The sequence below is a fragment of the Nocardia sp. PLKS1-43 genome, from assembly GCF_059510335.1.
The window spans coordinates 15,500-31,078 of the sequence record NZ_JCAJZQ010000015.1 but is presented as its reverse complement, the minus strand read 5'-3'; the positions used below and the strand labels follow the sequence as shown (position 1 = coordinate 31,078).

Here is a 15,579-nt window from a genome sequence, read left to right as displayed (position 1 = left end):
CGGGTGAGGAGACCACGACCGATGACCGATGGCGGCAGCACCAACGAAGGGGCGTTGTGGGGTGGGCGGTTCGCGTCCGGCCCCGCCGCGGCGATGGCGGCGCTGAGCAAGTCGACCCAATTCGACTGGGTGCTTGCCCCGTACGACATTCGCGCCTCGAAAGCCCATGCGCGCGTGCTGCACAAGGCCGGTCTGCTCTCCGCCGACGATCTGGCCGCCATGCTGTCCGGCCTGGATCGCCTTGCCGCGGACGTCGATTCGGGTGCGTTCACTCCCGCCGAGGCCGATGAGGACGTGCACGGCGCACTCGAACGCGGGCTCATCGACCGGGTCGGCGCCGAACTCGGCGGCCGCCTGCGCGCGGGACGTTCCCGCAACGACCAGGTCGCCACGCTGTTCCGGATGTGGCTGCGCGATGCGGTTCGCCGTGTCGCGGCCGGCGTGCTGGACGTGGTCGACGCGCTGGTCGGGCAGGCCGCCGCACATCCGGATGCGGTGATGCCCGGTAAGACCCACCTGCAGGCCGCCCAGCCGGTGCTGCTGGCTCACCATCTGCTCGCGCACGCCCACCCGCTGCTGCGTGATATCGATCGGCTGCGCGATTTCGACAAGCGCGCCGCGGTCTCTCCGTACGGTTCGGGCGCGCTGGCGGGTTCCTCGCTCGGGCTGGACCCCGAGGCGATCGCCGCCGACCTGGATTTCGATGCGGCCGCGGCCAATTCGATCGACGCCACCTCCTCGCGTGATTTCGCCGCCGAGGCAGCCTTCGTCCTGGCCATGACCGCGGTGGACCTGTCCCGGATGGCAGAGGAGATCATCCTGTGGAGCACACCGGAATTCGGCTACATCACCCTGGCCGATGCCTGGTCCACCGGATCGTCGATCATGCCGCAGAAGAAGAATCCGGACGTGTCCGAGCTGACCAGGGGTAAGGCCGGCCGGCTGATTGGCAACCTCACCGGCCTGCTCGCCACGCTCAAGGCGCAACCGCTGGCGTACAACCGGGATCTGCAGGAGGACAAGGAACCTCTGTTCGATTCGGTGGCCCAGCTGGAACTGCTGCTGCCCGCCATCGCCGGTCTGGTGTCCACGTTGACCTTCCACACGGACCGGATGGCCGAATTGGCCCCCGCCGGTTACACTCTCGCCACTGATATCGCCGAATGGCTTGTCCGCGAGGGTGTTCCGTTCCGCGTGGCGCACGAGGCGGCCGGTGCGTGCGTCCGGGCCGCCGAATCGCGCGGCGTCGGCCTGGACGAGCTCACCGATACCGAATTCGCCGCGGTGGATCCGGCTCTGACGCCGAAGGTTCGCGAGGTTCTCACCGTCGAGGGGTCCATCGCCTCCCGTAACGCCCGCGGCGGCACCGCCGGAGTCCGGGTCGCCGAGCAACTCGACGAGGTCCGCCGGTCCGCCGCCGAGGCGCGTACCTGGCTGGGTTGAGGTTCGTGTGTTGGTTCGTCCGGCGGAGCCGAAGGTTCTTCGCATCGGGTTCGATCACCGAGGCGCGCACCTGGTGGGCTGAGGGCGGGCGTGCTCCCCGGAGCGCGATGCCGGAGATCGCTTGCGGCAGGCTCGAAGGCGGGGCAGCCGGCGGCCGACGTACTGTGGCTGTGACGAAGGGAGCAGCTGTGATTGTCGAGCCGTGTGCCGGCCGGGGTGCCCGGATATGACGAATTCTGCTGTTGCCGAGCGGATTCGCGGCAATTTGACCGGTTTCACCCGGATCGTCGCCACCGGAGGGCGCGCCGCGGCCGTGGTGATCTGCGTCGTGGACGATCCCGACGAGCCGCACGTCCTGCTGATCCGGCGCGCGTATCGCGGGATGAACAGTGGTCAGTGGGCGTTTCCCGGCGGCAAGATCGAGCCGGGTGAGCGCGCGGTGGCGGCCGGGCTGCGGGAGGCCCGCGAGGAGATCGGCCTGGACCTGGCCGAATCCGATGTTCTGGGCGTGCTGGACGATTTCGTCACCGATTCCGGATTCGTCATGACCCCGTTCGTCGCCCTGGCCGCCGCACCTGCGCGCCTGCGTCTCAACCCCGATGAGGTCCATTCGGTTCATCAGGTCACGCTGGAACGCCTGGTCGGCGAGGACCTGCCGGGGTGGACGACCACCTCGGCCGGGGTGCGGCTGCTGAATATGCCGCTGCGCGAGCGGATGACGGTCCACGCCCCCACCGGCGCGATCCTCTACCAGTTCCGCGAGGTCGCCCTCCTGGGCCGGCCCACCCGCGTCCGGGATCTGCTCCAGCCCGAATTCACCCGCGAATGACGGCGCGGCGGTACGCGGCCTGCGTGAGAAAACGGGGCTGACTCAGGTTGAACTCGCTGATCGTGCCGGTTTGAAGCAACCGGCGGTGGCTCGGCTGGAGGCCGGAGGTACGATGCCGGCAATTCCTGTGCTGGAACGGATTGCCGAGGCGTTGGGGGTTCGGTTGAGTGTCGAGTTTCGGCCGTTGCGGGAAGCCGGGTAGGTTTCGGTCGTTCGTGCGGGCGCAATCTTCGTGATTCGGGCGTGGGTGGGGGTGGTGAGCGTTAACATCGGGCGGACGGGCCGGGTGGCCGGTGGGTCGATGTCGACGAGGTGATCGCCATGCCTTCCGTGGTGCTGGAGGCCGACGGGCTGGTCAAACGCTATGCGGGCGTGGAGGCGTTGCGCGGGGCCAACTTTCAGGTGCGGGCGGGCGAGGTCGTCGCGCTGATCGGGGACAACGGGGCGGGGAAATCCACGCTGGTGAAATGTCTTTCGGGTGCGGAGCAACCCGACGGCGGTCGCATCCTGCTCGACGGCGAGCCGGTGCGCATGGGCTCCCCGGTCGAGGCGCGCAAGCTGGGCGTGGAGACCGTCTACCAGGATCTGGCCGTCGCTCCGGACCTGGATCCGGCGGCGAATCTTTTTCTCGGGCGAGAGCTGTTCCGGCGCGGCATCCGCGGCCGGATCGGGATGCTCGACCGCAAGGCCATGAAAAGAGAAGCCGCCGAACACTTTCGGCGTCTGGGTGTGAGTCTTCCCCGAGACGATGTGCCGATCGGCGCATTGTCGGGAGGCCAGCGGCAGACCGTCGCGGTGGCGCGGGCGGTGATGTGGGCCAGCAAGGTGGTGTTCATGGACGAGCCGACCGCAGCGCTGGGCGTCGTGCAGCGTGAGCGGGTGCTCGAGGTCATCGGGCGGGTGCGTGATCAGGGTATCGCGGTCGTGCTGATCAGTCACAACATGCCCGAGGTGCTCTCGGTCGCCGACCGGATCGAGGTGCTGCGGCTCGGCCGCCGCGTGGCGCGCTTCGACTCCGAGGCCACTCTCGACCAGTTGGTCGGCGCGATGACCGGAGCGTTGAACACCGAGGATGCGGCATGAGCGAGCGAGCAGCGGGCGTCGTCGAGTCCGCGCCGGAAACCAGCGATCCTCCCGAACGCAGACTCTGGCAGCGCATTTCGAGTGTCAGCACGATATGGATCGGCCTGGTGCTCATCGTGCTGTACGTGGCGTTCAGCATCGCGCGGCCCGATGCCTTCCCCACCCGGTTCACCTTGCAGACCCTGCTGATCGAGACCTCGGTGCTGCTGGTGCTCTCGATCGGGATGACCTTCGTGATCATCACCGCGGGCATCGATCTCTCGGTCGGCATGGTGCTGATCTTCTCCGGAGTCATCGGTTCGAAGACGATGGAATGGCTCAGTCCCGGCCAGGACGCGAGCCATGCCGGATGGGGAATCATCGCGGCCGGATTCGTGGTCTCCCTTGCGGGAGGCGCACTCTGGGGTCTGATCAACGGAGTTCTGGTGGCGCGAGCCAAGATTCCGCCGCTCATCGTCACTCTCGGTTCCTTCGGCGCGGCTCTCGGCGCCGCCCAGCTCATCACCGGCGGCGTGGACACCCGCACAGTGCCCGAGAATCTGTGCGACTCACTGGGTTTCGGCACCCTGCTCGGCGGTGTGCCGGATCTGGTGCTGGTCGCGCTCGTGGTCACGCTGTCCGGCGCGTGGTTGCTGCACACCACCAGGTTCGGCCGCTACACCTACGCGATCGGCTCCAATGCCGAGGCCGCCCGCCGTTCGGGCATCGGAGTCACCCGGCATCTGATCCTGGTGTACCTGATGACCGGACTGCTCTCCGGTCTGGCCGGATTCATGAACCTCGCCTACTTCGGCACGACAACCATCGCCGGGCACGGCACCGACAATCTGGACGCCATCGCCGGTGTGGTCATCGGCGGCACCAGCCTGTTCGGCGGGACCGGAACGATAGTCGGCACCGTGATCGGCGTGTTCATCCCGTCGGTGCTGCGCAAGGGATTCGTCATCGCCGGAGTGCCGGTGTTCTGGCAGCCGATCGCCGTGAGCATCGTCCTGGTGGCCGCCGTCTGGTTCGACCAGTTGCGTCGCAAGGCGCGAGATCGCAAGTAACACGGAACGAACGAAGGTGAGGGCGGAGATGAGAACCGTGCGACGGGCCGCCGTACTGGCGGGTGTGATGGTGACGGCCGCGGCGGTGCTGGCCGGATGCGGCGGTAAGGTCGGCGATTCCGGCGGCGCCGACGCGAACAAGCTCGTGCTCATCCCCGGCGTGGCCAACGAACCGTTCTACATCTCGATGCAGTGCGGCGCGCAGGCCGAGGCGAAGAAACTGGGATATGCGCTGAACACCCAGGCCCCAACCCAATTCGACGCCTCGCTTCAGACGCCGATCGTCACCGGCGTCATAGCCACGAAACCGGGCGCGATCCTGATCGCCCCGACGCACGCCACGGCGATGGCCGCTCCGATCGAACAGGCGAAGAACTCCGGAATCAAGATCGTCGAGGTGGACACCGCTCTGGAGGACACCTCGGTGGCGGTCTCCTCGATCTCCTCGGACAACGTCAAGGGTGGGCGACTCGCCGCGCAGACGCTCGCGAAACTGGTGGGAGACAAGGGTTCCATGCTGGTGATCAACACCAAGGCGGGCACCTCCACGACCGATCAGCGCGCCCAGGGGTTCGCCGACGAACTGAAGAACCATCCCGGAATGAGCTCATTGGGCGTGCAGTACAACAACAACGACGCCGCCCAGGCCGCCTCGATCGTCACCGCCACGCTGGCCGCGCATCCGGATCTGGCCGGGATCTTCGCCACCAACCTGAGTTCGGCCGAGGGTGCGGCTACCGGCCTGCGCAATGCGGGCAAGCTGGGCCAGGTGAAGATCGTGGGCTTCGACGCCAGCCCACAGCAGGTGCAAGACCTGCGCGACGGCACGATCCAGGCGTTGATCGCCCAGGATCCGGCCACGATCGGGGTCGACGGCGTGGACCAGGCCGCCGCCGCGCTCGAAGGCAAACCGGTCACCCGGAACATCCGGACCGATATGGTCTCCATCACCGAGGCCGATATGGACGCGAACTCGAAGTACTTCTACAGGAGCAAGTGCTGATCCGAATGGATCTCAATCCTGTACGCGCACAGCGTATCCGGCGGCGGTGAGGGTGTCGATAACCTCGTCGCGGTGGGTGGTGCCGCGTGTCTCCAGGGTGAGTGCGACCTCGGCCTCGTCGACGGCGAGCCAGGATCCGGCGCGCGAGTGGGTGATCTCGAAGACGCTCGCGCCGGTCCCGCCGATCTCGGCCAGCAGCCGGCCGAGGCTGCCGGGACGGTCCGAAACCGTCACGCGCAGTACGAGATAACGTCCCGCCGCGGCGAGGCCGTGCCCGATCAATCGGGTCAGCAGCAACGGATCGACATTGCCGCCGGACAGGATCGCGCAGACCGGGCCCGTGATGCCCAGTTCGGCCGGCGAATAGGCCATCAGCGCCGCGACCGCTGCCGCCCCGGCGGGTTCGACGATCAGCTTGGCGCGTTCCATACACAGCAGCATCGCCCCGGAGATGGCGTCTTCGTCCACCGTGACGATCCGCGAAACACGCTCGGCCACATGGGCGAAAGGCACGTCACCGGGCCGCCCGACCGCGATGCCGTCGGCCATGGTCGACATGCCCTCCAACGCGACCGGTTTCCCGGCCGCGAGCGAAGCGGGCCAGGCCGCGGCCCGCGCCGCCTGCACGCCCACCACCCGCACGTGCGGAGCCATATGCTCGAGCGCCACGGCCACGCCCGCGAGCAGTCCGCCACCGCCGGTCGGCACGATCACCGTTTCCACTTCGGGCATCTGCTCGAACAATTCGAGTCCGACCGTGGCCTGGCCGGCCACGATATCGGGATGGTCGAACGGATGGATCGGCGTCGCGCCGGTTTGTTCGGCGAATTCCCTCGCCGCCGAAAGGGACTGGTCGACGGTCTCACCCGTCTGATGCACGGTCGCGCCGTAGGCGCGGGTGGCGGCCAGCTTCGGCAGCGAGGCGCCGATCGGCATGAACACCGTGGCGTCGATGCCCAGCGTCGAGGCCGCCCAGGCCACGCCCTGCGCGTGATTCCCCGCGCTGGCCGCGACGACTCCACGGCCGCGCTCGGCCTCGGACAGATTCGCGATCCGGTTGTACGCGCCCCGGGGTTTGAACGATCCGGTGCGCTGCAGATTCTCACATTTGAGCCGCACCTCGACGCCCGCGCGCTCGGTCAGTACCCGGGCCGCGATCAACGGCGTGCGCCGCACCGCGGGTCCCACCAGCTTCGCCGCCGCCTCGATCCGATCCAGCCCGATCCCGTCCATGGCGCCATGCTGCCAGACGAGGTGCCCGCGAGCCGCGGAACCGCATTTCACGCCGGTCCGGGGATGTGCCCGGTCGATTTCGCCGTGTCACGGCGGTTCGGGTGTGCGGATGGCTCGCCTCCGATCGGAACACGTTGCCGGACAACCTATCCGGAATCGGAACAACGAGAGACGGTGTCGCGGGAGCCGCCCCTCCCGCGTGTTCCGACATGATTGGTCACTCCGAAGGCTCCCGCCGGATATCAGTCGTGCAGACTGCCGACGGGCGGATGGGTGATCGCCAGGACGCCCGGCAACCACGGGGTGAAGCGGGCGGGTTCGGACTCGAGTGCGGTCCGCAGATCGGCCGGGTACAGCCATGTGTGATCGGCGATCTCCGCGGGATCGGGGTTCGGCGGAGCGCCGTCGAAGCGGCCCACCAGGACGTGATCCCATTCGTGCTCGACCCGGCCGGTCGCCGGATCGTCCGCCTCGTAGTGGAACACCCCGACCTCGGTCAGCTCGGCCGCGATGCCGAGCTCCTCACCGAGCCTTACCGACGCGGCGCGGGTGAGCGGCTCACCGGGTGCGGGATGCCCGCAGCAGGTGTTCGTCCACAGCAGCGGGAAGCGGGTCTTGACCGCGGCCCGCTGCTGCAACAACAGCCTCCCCGCGGCGTCGAACAGCAGCACCGAGAACGCCCGGTGCAGCTGTCCGGGCGCGGTATGCGCCTGTGCCACCGGGCACGAGCCGGTCGCCCGGCCCTGCTCGTCCACGAGCTCGACGAGCAGGGCCTCACGGTCGACCGGCGGTGCTCCGGCGCTGTCCTGTGGTGCGGCGGTCACCGCCCCACCTTATCGGCGGCAATCAACAGGTACTGGAAGCTGCCCTCCTTGTACGAGGTCAGGAACGGTTTCTCCACACCGGTCGCCAGCTCGGAACGGGTGCGCAATTCCCAGTAGGGGATGGTGGCCGCGGTGAGGTCGGTGACGGCGATCGGCACGAGATTGTTCGCCGCCAGCGCCCGGAAATACTCGCTGCGCGGATGGATCATGCAGCCGTAGTGGGCATCGATCCAGCTCACCGCCGCGGACCGCCCGCCGGTCACATCGTTGGAGCAGCCGGTGATGCACACATACCGCCCGCCCGGCTCGAGCAGCCGCGCGAATTCGCTGAACAGATCCGGCAGCTCGACGTACATATCGGTCTCGTTGGTCCAGATGCCGCGCATGGACCGCGCCTCGAAACCGGTGTCGAGCATATTGCGGAAGTGGAATTGCACGCGGTCCGAAACTCCGCGCTGCTGGGCCTGTTCGTTGGCGAATCCCACCTGGTATTCCGAGATCGTCACCCCGTCCACCCGGCAGCCGAACCGCTGATTGGCCATGATGCTGGTGCCGCCGCGGCCCGACCCGCCGTCCAGCAGCCGGTCTCCGGGCCGTACGTCGCCGAGGTTGTCGAGCAGCAGATCGGCCTGTGCGGTCTCCAGCCGGTGCAGTTCGCGCACGATGCGGTCCTGGCGGGTGTCCTCGGGACCTTCCAGAACGGACAGATCCGGATCGCCGATGCCGTAGTGGTGGTGATAGAGACCGTCCACCTCGCCCAGCTTGGTGTTCACCCGGTCGTCGTTGGGATTGTCGTTCCAATACGCCGCCACCGAACGCTGGTAGCTGGTCTGCAGTACGCCATCGGTCTGGGGGTCGAGCGTGGTCATGACGAATCAGTCCTCTCGATCGTTGGTGCTGCGGGCAGTGCTCATCGCGCCGGATACGCGGCGTCGGGTGGAATCAGGAGATGTCGTTGTACCGGCGGCTGGCGGCGTGCCAGGCGCGATTGCCGCCCATCCATGCCCACAGGCCGCCCAGGAACCGGCGCAGCGCCGGTGAGCCGTCGGCCGCGAGGATGCCCGCCTCGCGTTCGAAACGATGCATCAGCTCGTCGTGCACCTCGGCGGTCTGCAGGATCGCCTCGCGGCGGCTGCAGTGCTGTTCGGCGGCCAGCACGGTCGGCAGGTTGAACTCGCGGCCGTTGGACAGGTCCTCGCGGGCCATCGAATACAGATCGTTGACCATTTGAGCGGCCAGCGCGGCGGTGGTCACCACCCGCCGCACGCGGGGATCGGCGTATTCGGCGGCACCGAGTTCGTAGCCACCGACCGCGTCGATGGGCGCCATGCACGGTAGAAAACTGTGCGGCTGCCGGTTGGCCAGGTACTCCCACACCGGCGGCATCCGGTGCGCGGCGCGCCATCCGGCCTCGGCGGTGAGTGCGATGAACCACCCGGCGATCTCCGTGCGCAACCGTGCCACCTGAGCCGGGGTGGCGAACTGCGCGAGATGGTCGAACGAGGTGCGGAAGGCTCGCAGGATCGGATCGGACCCGAGCGCCCGTTCCAGCTGCACCTGATATTTCGCCGGCAGGTGGACCGGATCCATCACGGCGGCAGCCATTTCCAGTTTCGGGCCCAGTTCGGCCTCCGCGCTCGACGGCGTGCCGTCGGGTGCGTGGTCGTCGGCGTCCTCCTCGCAGTAGTAGTCGTCGACCGACCACTCCGAGACCGCGCATTTCGCCGCCGCCAGCAGGCGATCCGGATCGTCGCAATCCGGATGCGCCAACATGATCAGACGCCCGAAATCGGCCTTGCGGAGGTCGTCCAGGCGTCCCTCGTAGAGCCCGATCGATTGGGCCCACAACAGGATTCCCTCGTTGACGGCCTCGGCGAGGGCCGGATCGTCGCGAATCGGCGGCGGACAGTACAGCGCCGGGATGGGCGAGCGTGAACTCGTCCCGGATTCACCGGGGTCCGCGTCGTCGCGATCCGGTGCGGCGGCGGCCGGCCCCGTTTTCGAGATCCGGGACAAGACCGAATCGATTGTGCCGCCCAGTGATCCGGATAGCGGATCGTCCCGAATCGGCGGGACCGTCGAATTCGGTGGGACTGCCACCGCGCTGCCGCGGCGGGGCGGGAAGCGCGTCGATGACGTCCCGATCCCGGTCGGCCCCAATGGGATTCGCGGCGTACCGTTCGATCCCGCCGGAGTCTCGGGCAGGACTCGCGCGGCCGGGCCGGCCGCGGGTGCCGTTCCGGCAGAGGCCGATTCGCCGCCGAGACCGGAGGCCGACGTGTCGAGTGTCGAGACATCCACCAGCGGAGGGGTGAGCAGCAGTCCCGCCGTGCCGAGGCCGGCCGGGCCGAGCAGCCGTGCCGGGACGGTCCCCGCGGTCATCGCGGTCAGCTGATCCGAATGTGCCCGGGGGACCGCGGTTTCACTCCTGCCCGACCACGTCGGGGTGGCCGGGGGAGCGTTGTCCAGATTACCGAGCAGAGCCGCGATCACCGTGGCCACCTCGGAGGCGGCAGGGGGCGCCGCGGCGCGTGAGAGCACCGACATGGCAGCGCCTTTCGTCAGTCGCTCTGCCGGGCGACCAGGACGTTGTCCAGGATGCCCAGCGCGTCCGGTACGAGGACCGCCGCGGAGTAGTAACAGCTGATCAGATAGGAGATGATCGACTGGTCGTCGATGCCCTTGAACCGGACGTTCAGGCTCGGTTCGTACTCGTCGGGAATTCCGGTCTGGTGCAGGCCGACGACGCCCTGTTCCTTCTCTCCGGTGCGCATCGCCAGGATCGAGGTGGTCTGGTTCTCGCTAACCGGGATCTTGCCGCACGGATAGATCGGCACGCCGCGCCAGGACGGGATGCGGTGGCCGTTGATCTCCACCGGATCCGGGTACAGTCCGCGCTTGTTGCATTCGCGGCCGAATGCGGCGATCGCCTTCGGATGTGCCAGAAAGAGTTTCGTGCTGCGCCGCATGCTCAGCAGCTCGTCCATGTCGTCCGGGGTGGGCGCGCCGTGCTCGGTGTAGATGCGCTGTTTGAGGTCACAGTTGTTGAGCAGACCGAAATCCGGGTTGTTGACCAGGTCGTTCTCGCGGCGTTCGTACAGGGCCTCGATGGTCAACCGCAGCTGCTGCTCGATCTGGTTGTGCGGGTCGTTGAACAGGTCCGCGACGCGGCTGTGCACGCGCAGAACGCTTTGCGCCAAACTCAATTCGTATTCGCGCGGCGAGGCGTCGAAGTCCACGAACGTGCCCTGCAGCAGCGGCTCGCCCGCGTGCCCCGAGGAGATCTCGATCTCGGCCTCGCCGTGCTTGTTCTGGGCCTTGGCCGGCGCCGTGGCGATGCGGTCGAATTGTTCGCGCAGCGCCGGGATCTCCTCGGTGATCTGGTCCAATACGTTGCGCGGCAGGGACAACAGCGTGGTGTGCGTCGCCGTCCGGACCGTCACCGGCCAGATCGCGTTCGGGTCGGTGAGCATGGCGTCACCGAAGTAGTCGCCGTCGGCGAGCATGCCGAGCTTGGTCGTCTCGCCGTAATCGCCGGTGCCGAGCTTGCTGAGTTTGCCGTGCACGATCAGCAGCACCTGGTCCATCGGATTGCCGAATTCGGCCAGGACTGTGCCGGGTTCGAGATCGCGCTGCTCGAAGCGCTCCGCGAGCGTGCGCAGGATGTCCTCGTCCTCGAAGTCCCGCAGCGCCGGCAGTTCCTGAAGTTCGAGCGGGATGACGCGGGCCTGTCCGCCGTCGATGACGAACTCCACTTCGCCGTTGCCCAGGGTGTGGGTCAGACGCCGGTTGACGCGGTAGATGCCGCCGTGGACCTGCACCCACGGCAGGGCGCGGGTCAACCACCGGGAGCTGATGCCCTGCATCTGCGGTTCGGACTTGGTGGTGTGCGCGAGTTGATGAGCTGCGGTGGTGGACAGGGTTTTACGGACGTGGTTGTCAGTGTTCACCGGGAGTTCAAGGGTCATGCTGCGGTCCTCACCTCGAGATTGCCACACGACATTGGGGGCGATTTGCGTACAGGGAGATGCGGCAGGCGGCAGATGCCTGCGTAACCGAAAACTCGAGCGAATTGGGTAGCGCGACAGTGCGATCCAGCAGTTCGATGATAGGCGCGGGGCAAGCGGGACCGTGGCGGAATCACCGAAGACGGCGCGACAGCAAACGACTCGTAACAATGTAGCAACGGTGCCCTGATCGCACCAATCCGTACCTTCTCGAATCCGACACGCGGGTCGGACGTGACTTCGTCACGCGGATAACGACATTCACCCCAAACTTCGCTCCCGGCCGTGAACGCCGTGCACACTTCCGGTGATCACGCGTATTCCATCGGGGTGAGCCCGAGGTGTGACCGGAACACGCTGTGCCGCAATCGAATATATTTGAAAAGCTGCGAATGGCACCATCGCCGTTGGTTTTTCGCGTATACGCCCGTGTCGGCCACCCGCTCGTCGTCCCGCTGGGCGGGCTGCCGGCTTCCGCGGCCCCGCCGGCGTGGAGTCGTGCCCGGCCGCGATCGAGTTGCCCCGCGAACGTTCGTCGATCGACGAGCCCATGTCGGCTTCGGCGAAAACATCCGGTTCCGCGAACCGGACGACGCCGACCCCGGGGCGCGACCGATCTCGTCGTCGGCACCCGTCGGGGGCGAGCGAGGAATTCCCGGCGGGAAAGGCTTCCCCGGTCCCGTGTACCGGGAGCGAACCGGATTCCGGAAAATGCGGCACCCGCCGCATCGCGGCGGAGTCCGAAGACGGAGCTAAGCTCGACTTCGTCGGACAAGGAGCCCGTGACGGGGCGCCACGCACGAGGTGAGGGCTGGGAGCTACCGTGAAGTTGACAGGGCGATCGGTCATCGGATCGGTGCGGCGGCTGGTGGCCACCGCACAGAACGGGCTGGAGGTGATCCGGTTCGGCGGGCTGGCCCACGACGTGGAGGCCTCGCCGTACGAGGTCGCCGAGCGCAAGCGGATGTACCGGCTGCGCCACTACTTCCCCGATGACGTCCCCGCCGCCGACACGGGCCGTCCGGTCGCCCTGCTCGTCCCGCCCCTGATGGTCAGCGCCGACATCTACGACGTGAACGCCGAGGGCGGCGCGGTGGGTATCCTCAGTCGCGCCGGAATCGACTGCTGGGTCCTGGATTTCGGCTCTCCGGCCACCGAGGAGGGCGGCTGGCAGCGCGATCTGGCCGACCATGTCGTCGCGCTGAACAGCGCCATCGATACGGTGAACGAACTGACCGGACGCGGTGTCCACCTGATGGGGTATTCCCAAGGCGGCATGTTCGCCTACCAGACCGCGGCCTATCGCTACGGCAAGGGTGTGGACAGCATCGTCACCTTCGGCAGCCCGGTGGACATCGTCGCCGGACTGCCCTTCGGCCTGCCGCAGGGGCTGGTGTCCGAGGTCGCGGATTTCGTCGCCGATCACGTGCTGACCAGGCTGCCGATCACCGATTCGATGGTCCGGCTGGGTTTCCAGATGCTCGATCCGGTGAAGACCGCCAAATCCCGCCTGGACTTCCTGCGCCAGCTGCACGACCGGGAGGCATTGCTGCCCAAGGAACGTCAGCGCCGGTTCCTCGAACACGACGGCTGGGTGGGCTATTCCGGACCCGCCGCGGCGGACCTGCTCAAACAGTTCGTCGCGCACAACCGGATGATGGTGGGCGGCTTCGTGATCCGCGACCGCCCGGTTTCGCTGGCCGAGATCGAATGCCCGATTCTCGCCTTCGTCGGCGAGGTGGACGATATCGGCCAGCCGGCGGCGGTGCGCGGTATCGTGCGCGCCGCGCCGAACGCGGAGGTCTACGAGGCGTCGCTGGTGGCGGGACATTTCGGTCTGGTCGCGGGAAGTACGGCCACCGCCCGGACCTGGCCGCTGGTGCGGGACTGGGTGCGCTGGCTCGGCGGGGAGGGGGAGCGCTCCGAGGCGATCGCCCCGATGGCCGCCCACGTCGAGGCGAATCCGCAGCGTTCGGCGGCGACCCGGGTGGTGCACGCGGCGGGCACGCTGGCCGAGGCGGGCGCCGGACTGGGCAGTGCGCTGGGTTCGATCGCGAACAATACGTTGCGCGGTTCGGTGGAGTTGACCGGTGAGGCCGCTCGCGCGCTGCCGCGACTGACCCGGCTGGGGATGATCCAGCCGCACACCCGAATCTCCTTGGGGCGCTTGCTGACCGAGCAGGCGCGTCGCGCGCCGCTGCGGGATCTGTTCCTTTTCGACGATCGCGTGCACACCAACGAGGCGGTCGGCGCCCGGATCGACAACGTGGTGCGCGGGCTGATCTCGGCGGGTGTGCGCCCGGCTAGCCGGGTCGGCGTGCTGATGGAAACCAGGCCGAGCGCGCTGGCGGCGGTGGCCGCGCTCTCGCGGCTGGGCGCGGTGGCGGTACTGCTCGCGCCCGGCAGTGAGATCGCGCGTGCGGTGGAGTTGACCGGCGCGAACACGATCATCGCCGATCCGGAGAACCTGCGCGATGCGGCCGCGGCGGCCGGGCGCGTTCTGGTGCTCGGCGGCGGTGACGCCCGCGCGCTGTCGATGCCACCGGACGCGGACGTGATCGACCTGGAGCAGATCGACCCGGCCGCGGTGAGTCTGCCCGGTTGGTATCGCCCGGACCCCGGATTGGCGCGCGAACTGGCCTTCGTCCTGGTCACCGGCACCGGCGCGAAACTGGATCTGAAGTACATCACCAATCATCGCTGGGCGCTGTCCGCGTTCGGCACCGCGACCGCGGCGGATCTGGACCGCCGCGATACGGTGTACTGCCTTGCGCCGATGCATCATTCGTCAGGCCTGCTGGTCAGCCTGGGCGGCGCGGTGGCGGGCGGCAGCCGGGTCGCGCTGGCTCGTTCGCTGGATCCGGCCCGGTTCACCGAGGAGGTGCACCGCTACGGAGTCACCGTCGTCACCTACACCTGGACGATGCTGCGCGACATCCTCGACGCGGACACCTTCCCGAGCGGTCATCCGCATCCGATCCGGCTGTTCATCGGCTCCGGCATGCCCGCCGGTCTGTGGCGGCGCACAGTCGAAAGATTTGCTCCCGCAAGGGTTCTGGAGTTCTACGCCTCGATCGAGGGCGATGTGGTGCTGGCCAATGTGGCCGGGACCAAACTCGGTTGCAAGGGCCGCCCGGTGCCGGGCACCGCGCGGGTCGAGCTGATTTCCTACGATTCGGCGACGGGCCGGATCCGCACCGACGCACAGGGTTTCGCGCGCCGCACCGCGGACAACGAGGTGGGTCTGCTGATCGGCAAGGCCTCCGAGGCAGTGGACATCTCCCAGGGCGGCCTGCGCGGGGTGTTCGCGCCGGGCGATGCCTGGATGCCGACGGAGAACCTGTTCCGCCGCGACAGCGACGGCGACTACTGGCTGATGGATCGCCGCGACACCGTCATCCAGACCGCACGCGGCCCGGTCTACACCCAGCCGATCGTGGATGCGCTCAACGACATCAGTGCCGTGGATATGGAGGTCGCGTTCGGGTACACCGCCGCACCGGGGCGCACGCTGGCAGTGGCCGCGGTGAGTGTGCGCGAGGGATACCGCCTGGACGCGAAGGACGTCACCGAGGCGCTGCGTTCGCTGGATCCGGCCCGTCGCCCCGATCTGGTCTATCTGGTGGACGAGATTCCCCGCAGTTCGACCTACCGTCCGTCGACCCGCGCGGTCGAGGCGGCGTTCGAACTACGGTCCGGCCCCACCGTCTGGTACCGCGCCCCGGGCGGCGAAAACTACGAGCCGCTCAGCGACGCCGTCCTGGCCACGCTCACCGCCTGACCGGCGAGCCGCGGGAGCACCACCGACCGGAATGAGGTCGTCATCCTCGGCCCGGCTGCCGATGCCGTCATCGCGGGCCGTGGGCTGCCCGGTAGGTTGTCGGTCATGCCGGAGGAAACCTTGGACCCCACTCTGCTGAGCCTGCTGGCCTGCCCGCAGGACAAGGGACCGCTGTTGCTGGTCCGCACCGAGGACGGTGCCAGCGTGCTCTACAACCCGCGGCTGCGCCGGGCCTACCCGATCGATGACGGAATTCCGGTGTTGCTGGCGGACGAGGCCCGCGAGGTCGGCGACGCCGAGCACGAGGCGTTCACCGCCCAGGGCTGA

13 protein-coding genes are annotated in these 15,579 nt (G+C 68.0%); 8 read left to right on the top strand and 5 right to left on the bottom strand.

The features are described 5' to 3' along the window. Positions 1 to 21 precede the first annotated feature (21 nt). The 6 genes from argH to AC5WS7_RS34735 all read left to right on the top strand — a co-directional run bounded on the left by argH (position 22) and on the right by AC5WS7_RS34735 (position 5,407). Complete coding sequence (argH, locus tag AC5WS7_RS34760) at positions 22 to 1,443, top strand: argininosuccinate lyase (RefSeq protein WP_495958877.1); 1,422 nt, start codon at positions 22 to 24, stop codon at positions 1,441 to 1,443. A gap of 226 nt (positions 1,444 to 1,669) precedes the next feature. After that, entirely contained in the window at positions 1,670 to 2,272 is a 603-nt protein-coding gene (locus tag AC5WS7_RS34755; RefSeq protein ID WP_495958876.1) for an NUDIX hydrolase, read from the top strand. Further along, the gene (locus AC5WS7_RS34750) at positions 2,241 to 2,474 is read left to right on the top strand and encodes a helix-turn-helix domain-containing protein (protein WP_495959022.1); all 234 of its coding nucleotides are present in this window, start codon (positions 2,241 to 2,243) and stop codon (positions 2,472 to 2,474) included. Before AC5WS7_RS34755 ends, AC5WS7_RS34750 begins: the two co-directional genes overlap by 32 nt. Positions 2,475 to 2,593: 119 nt before the next feature. Beyond that, entirely contained in the window at positions 2,594 to 3,355 is a 762-nt protein-coding gene (locus AC5WS7_RS34745; protein WP_495958875.1) for an ATP-binding cassette domain-containing protein, read from the top strand. Further along, positions 3,352 to 4,404, top strand: coding sequence for an ABC transporter permease (locus tag AC5WS7_RS34740; protein WP_495958874.1), 1,053 nt, complete (start codon positions 3,352 to 3,354; stop codon positions 4,402 to 4,404). The genes AC5WS7_RS34745 and AC5WS7_RS34740 overlap by 4 nt, the downstream gene beginning before the upstream one ends. A 28-nt stretch (positions 4,405 to 4,432) precedes the next feature. After that, positions 4,433 to 5,407, top strand: a complete 975-nt coding sequence (locus tag AC5WS7_RS34735; protein ID WP_495958873.1) for an ABC transporter substrate-binding protein — start codon at positions 4,433 to 4,435, stop codon at positions 5,405 to 5,407. A gap of 12 nt (positions 5,408 to 5,419) precedes the next feature. Here AC5WS7_RS34735 and ilvA read toward each other — a convergent pair whose 3' ends face one another. The 5 genes from ilvA to AC5WS7_RS34710 form a co-directional block, all read right to left on the bottom strand. Further along, positions 5,420 to 6,640, bottom strand: coding sequence for a threonine ammonia-lyase (ilvA, locus tag AC5WS7_RS34730; protein WP_495958872.1), 1,221 nt, complete (start codon positions 6,638 to 6,640; stop codon positions 5,420 to 5,422). Positions 6,641 to 6,882: 242 nt separating this feature from the next. Then, positions 6,883 to 7,464 (bottom strand): isopentenyl-diphosphate Delta-isomerase, encoded by a 582-nt coding sequence (idi, locus tag AC5WS7_RS34725; protein WP_495958871.1) that lies wholly within the window; start codon positions 7,462 to 7,464, stop codon positions 6,883 to 6,885. Continuing rightward, the gene (locus tag AC5WS7_RS34720; RefSeq protein ID WP_495958870.1) at positions 7,461 to 8,333 is read right to left on the bottom strand and encodes a geranyl diphosphate 2-C-methyltransferase; all 873 of its coding nucleotides are present in this window, start codon (positions 8,331 to 8,333) and stop codon (positions 7,461 to 7,463) included. The genes idi and AC5WS7_RS34720 overlap by 4 nt, the downstream gene beginning before the upstream one ends. Positions 8,334 to 8,406: 73 nt before the next feature. Continuing rightward, positions 8,407 to 10,011, bottom strand: a complete 1,605-nt coding sequence (locus AC5WS7_RS34715; RefSeq protein ID WP_495958869.1) for a family 2 encapsulin nanocompartment cargo protein terpene cyclase — start codon at positions 10,009 to 10,011, stop codon at positions 8,407 to 8,409. A 14-nt stretch (positions 10,012 to 10,025) separates the two neighbouring features. Continuing rightward, positions 10,026 to 11,432, bottom strand: a complete 1,407-nt coding sequence (locus tag AC5WS7_RS34710) for a family 2B encapsulin nanocompartment shell protein (protein WP_495958868.1) — start codon at positions 11,430 to 11,432, stop codon at positions 10,026 to 10,028. An 862-nt stretch (positions 11,433 to 12,294) separates the two neighbouring features. Here AC5WS7_RS34710 and AC5WS7_RS34705 point away from each other — a divergent pair. Together AC5WS7_RS34705 and AC5WS7_RS34700 are read left to right on the top strand one after the other, a co-directional pair. Beyond that, positions 12,295 to 15,252: an AMP-binding protein gene (locus AC5WS7_RS34705; protein WP_495958867.1), complete on the top strand. Its 2,958-nt coding sequence runs from the start codon at positions 12,295 to 12,297 to the stop codon at positions 15,250 to 15,252. 105 nt (positions 15,253 to 15,357) lie between these two features. Further along, on the top strand, positions 15,358 to 15,579 hold the full coding sequence (locus tag AC5WS7_RS34700) for a Trm112 family protein (protein WP_495958866.1): 222 nt from the start codon (positions 15,358 to 15,360) through the stop codon (positions 15,577 to 15,579).

What these genes read in the sequence shown, in the direction of transcription:
- argH (WP_495958877.1), top strand. Translation starts at nt 22, where the DNA reads ATGACCGATGGCGGCAGCACCAACGAAGGGGCGTTGTGGGGTGGGCGG.
- AC5WS7_RS34755 (WP_495958876.1), top strand. Translation starts at nt 1,670, where the DNA reads ATGACGAATTCTGCTGTTGCCGAGCGGATTCGCGGCAATTTGACCGGT.
- AC5WS7_RS34745 (WP_495958875.1), top strand. Translation starts at nt 2,594, where the DNA reads ATGCCTTCCGTGGTGCTGGAGGCCGACGGGCTGGTCAAACGCTATGCG.
- AC5WS7_RS34740 (WP_495958874.1), top strand. Translation starts at nt 3,352, where the DNA reads ATGAGCGAGCGAGCAGCGGGCGTCGTCGAGTCCGCGCCGGAAACCAGC.
- AC5WS7_RS34735 (WP_495958873.1), top strand. Translation starts at nt 4,433, where the DNA reads ATGAGAACCGTGCGACGGGCCGCCGTACTGGCGGGTGTGATGGTGACG.
- ilvA (WP_495958872.1), bottom strand. Translation starts at nt 6,640, where the DNA reads ATGGACGGGATCGGGCTGGATCGGATCGAGGCGGCGGCGAAGCTGGTG.
- AC5WS7_RS34720 (WP_495958870.1), bottom strand. Translation starts at nt 8,333, where the DNA reads ATGACCACGCTCGACCCCCAGACCGATGGCGTACTGCAGACCAGCTAC.
- AC5WS7_RS34715 (WP_495958869.1), bottom strand. Translation starts at nt 10,011, where the DNA reads ATGTCGGTGCTCTCACGCGCCGCGGCGCCCCCTGCCGCCTCCGAGGTG.
- AC5WS7_RS34710 (WP_495958868.1), bottom strand. Translation starts at nt 11,432, where the DNA reads ATGACCCTTGAACTCCCGGTGAACACTGACAACCACGTCCGTAAAACC.
- AC5WS7_RS34700 (WP_495958866.1), top strand. Translation starts at nt 15,358, where the DNA reads ATGCCGGAGGAAACCTTGGACCCCACTCTGCTGAGCCTGCTGGCCTGC.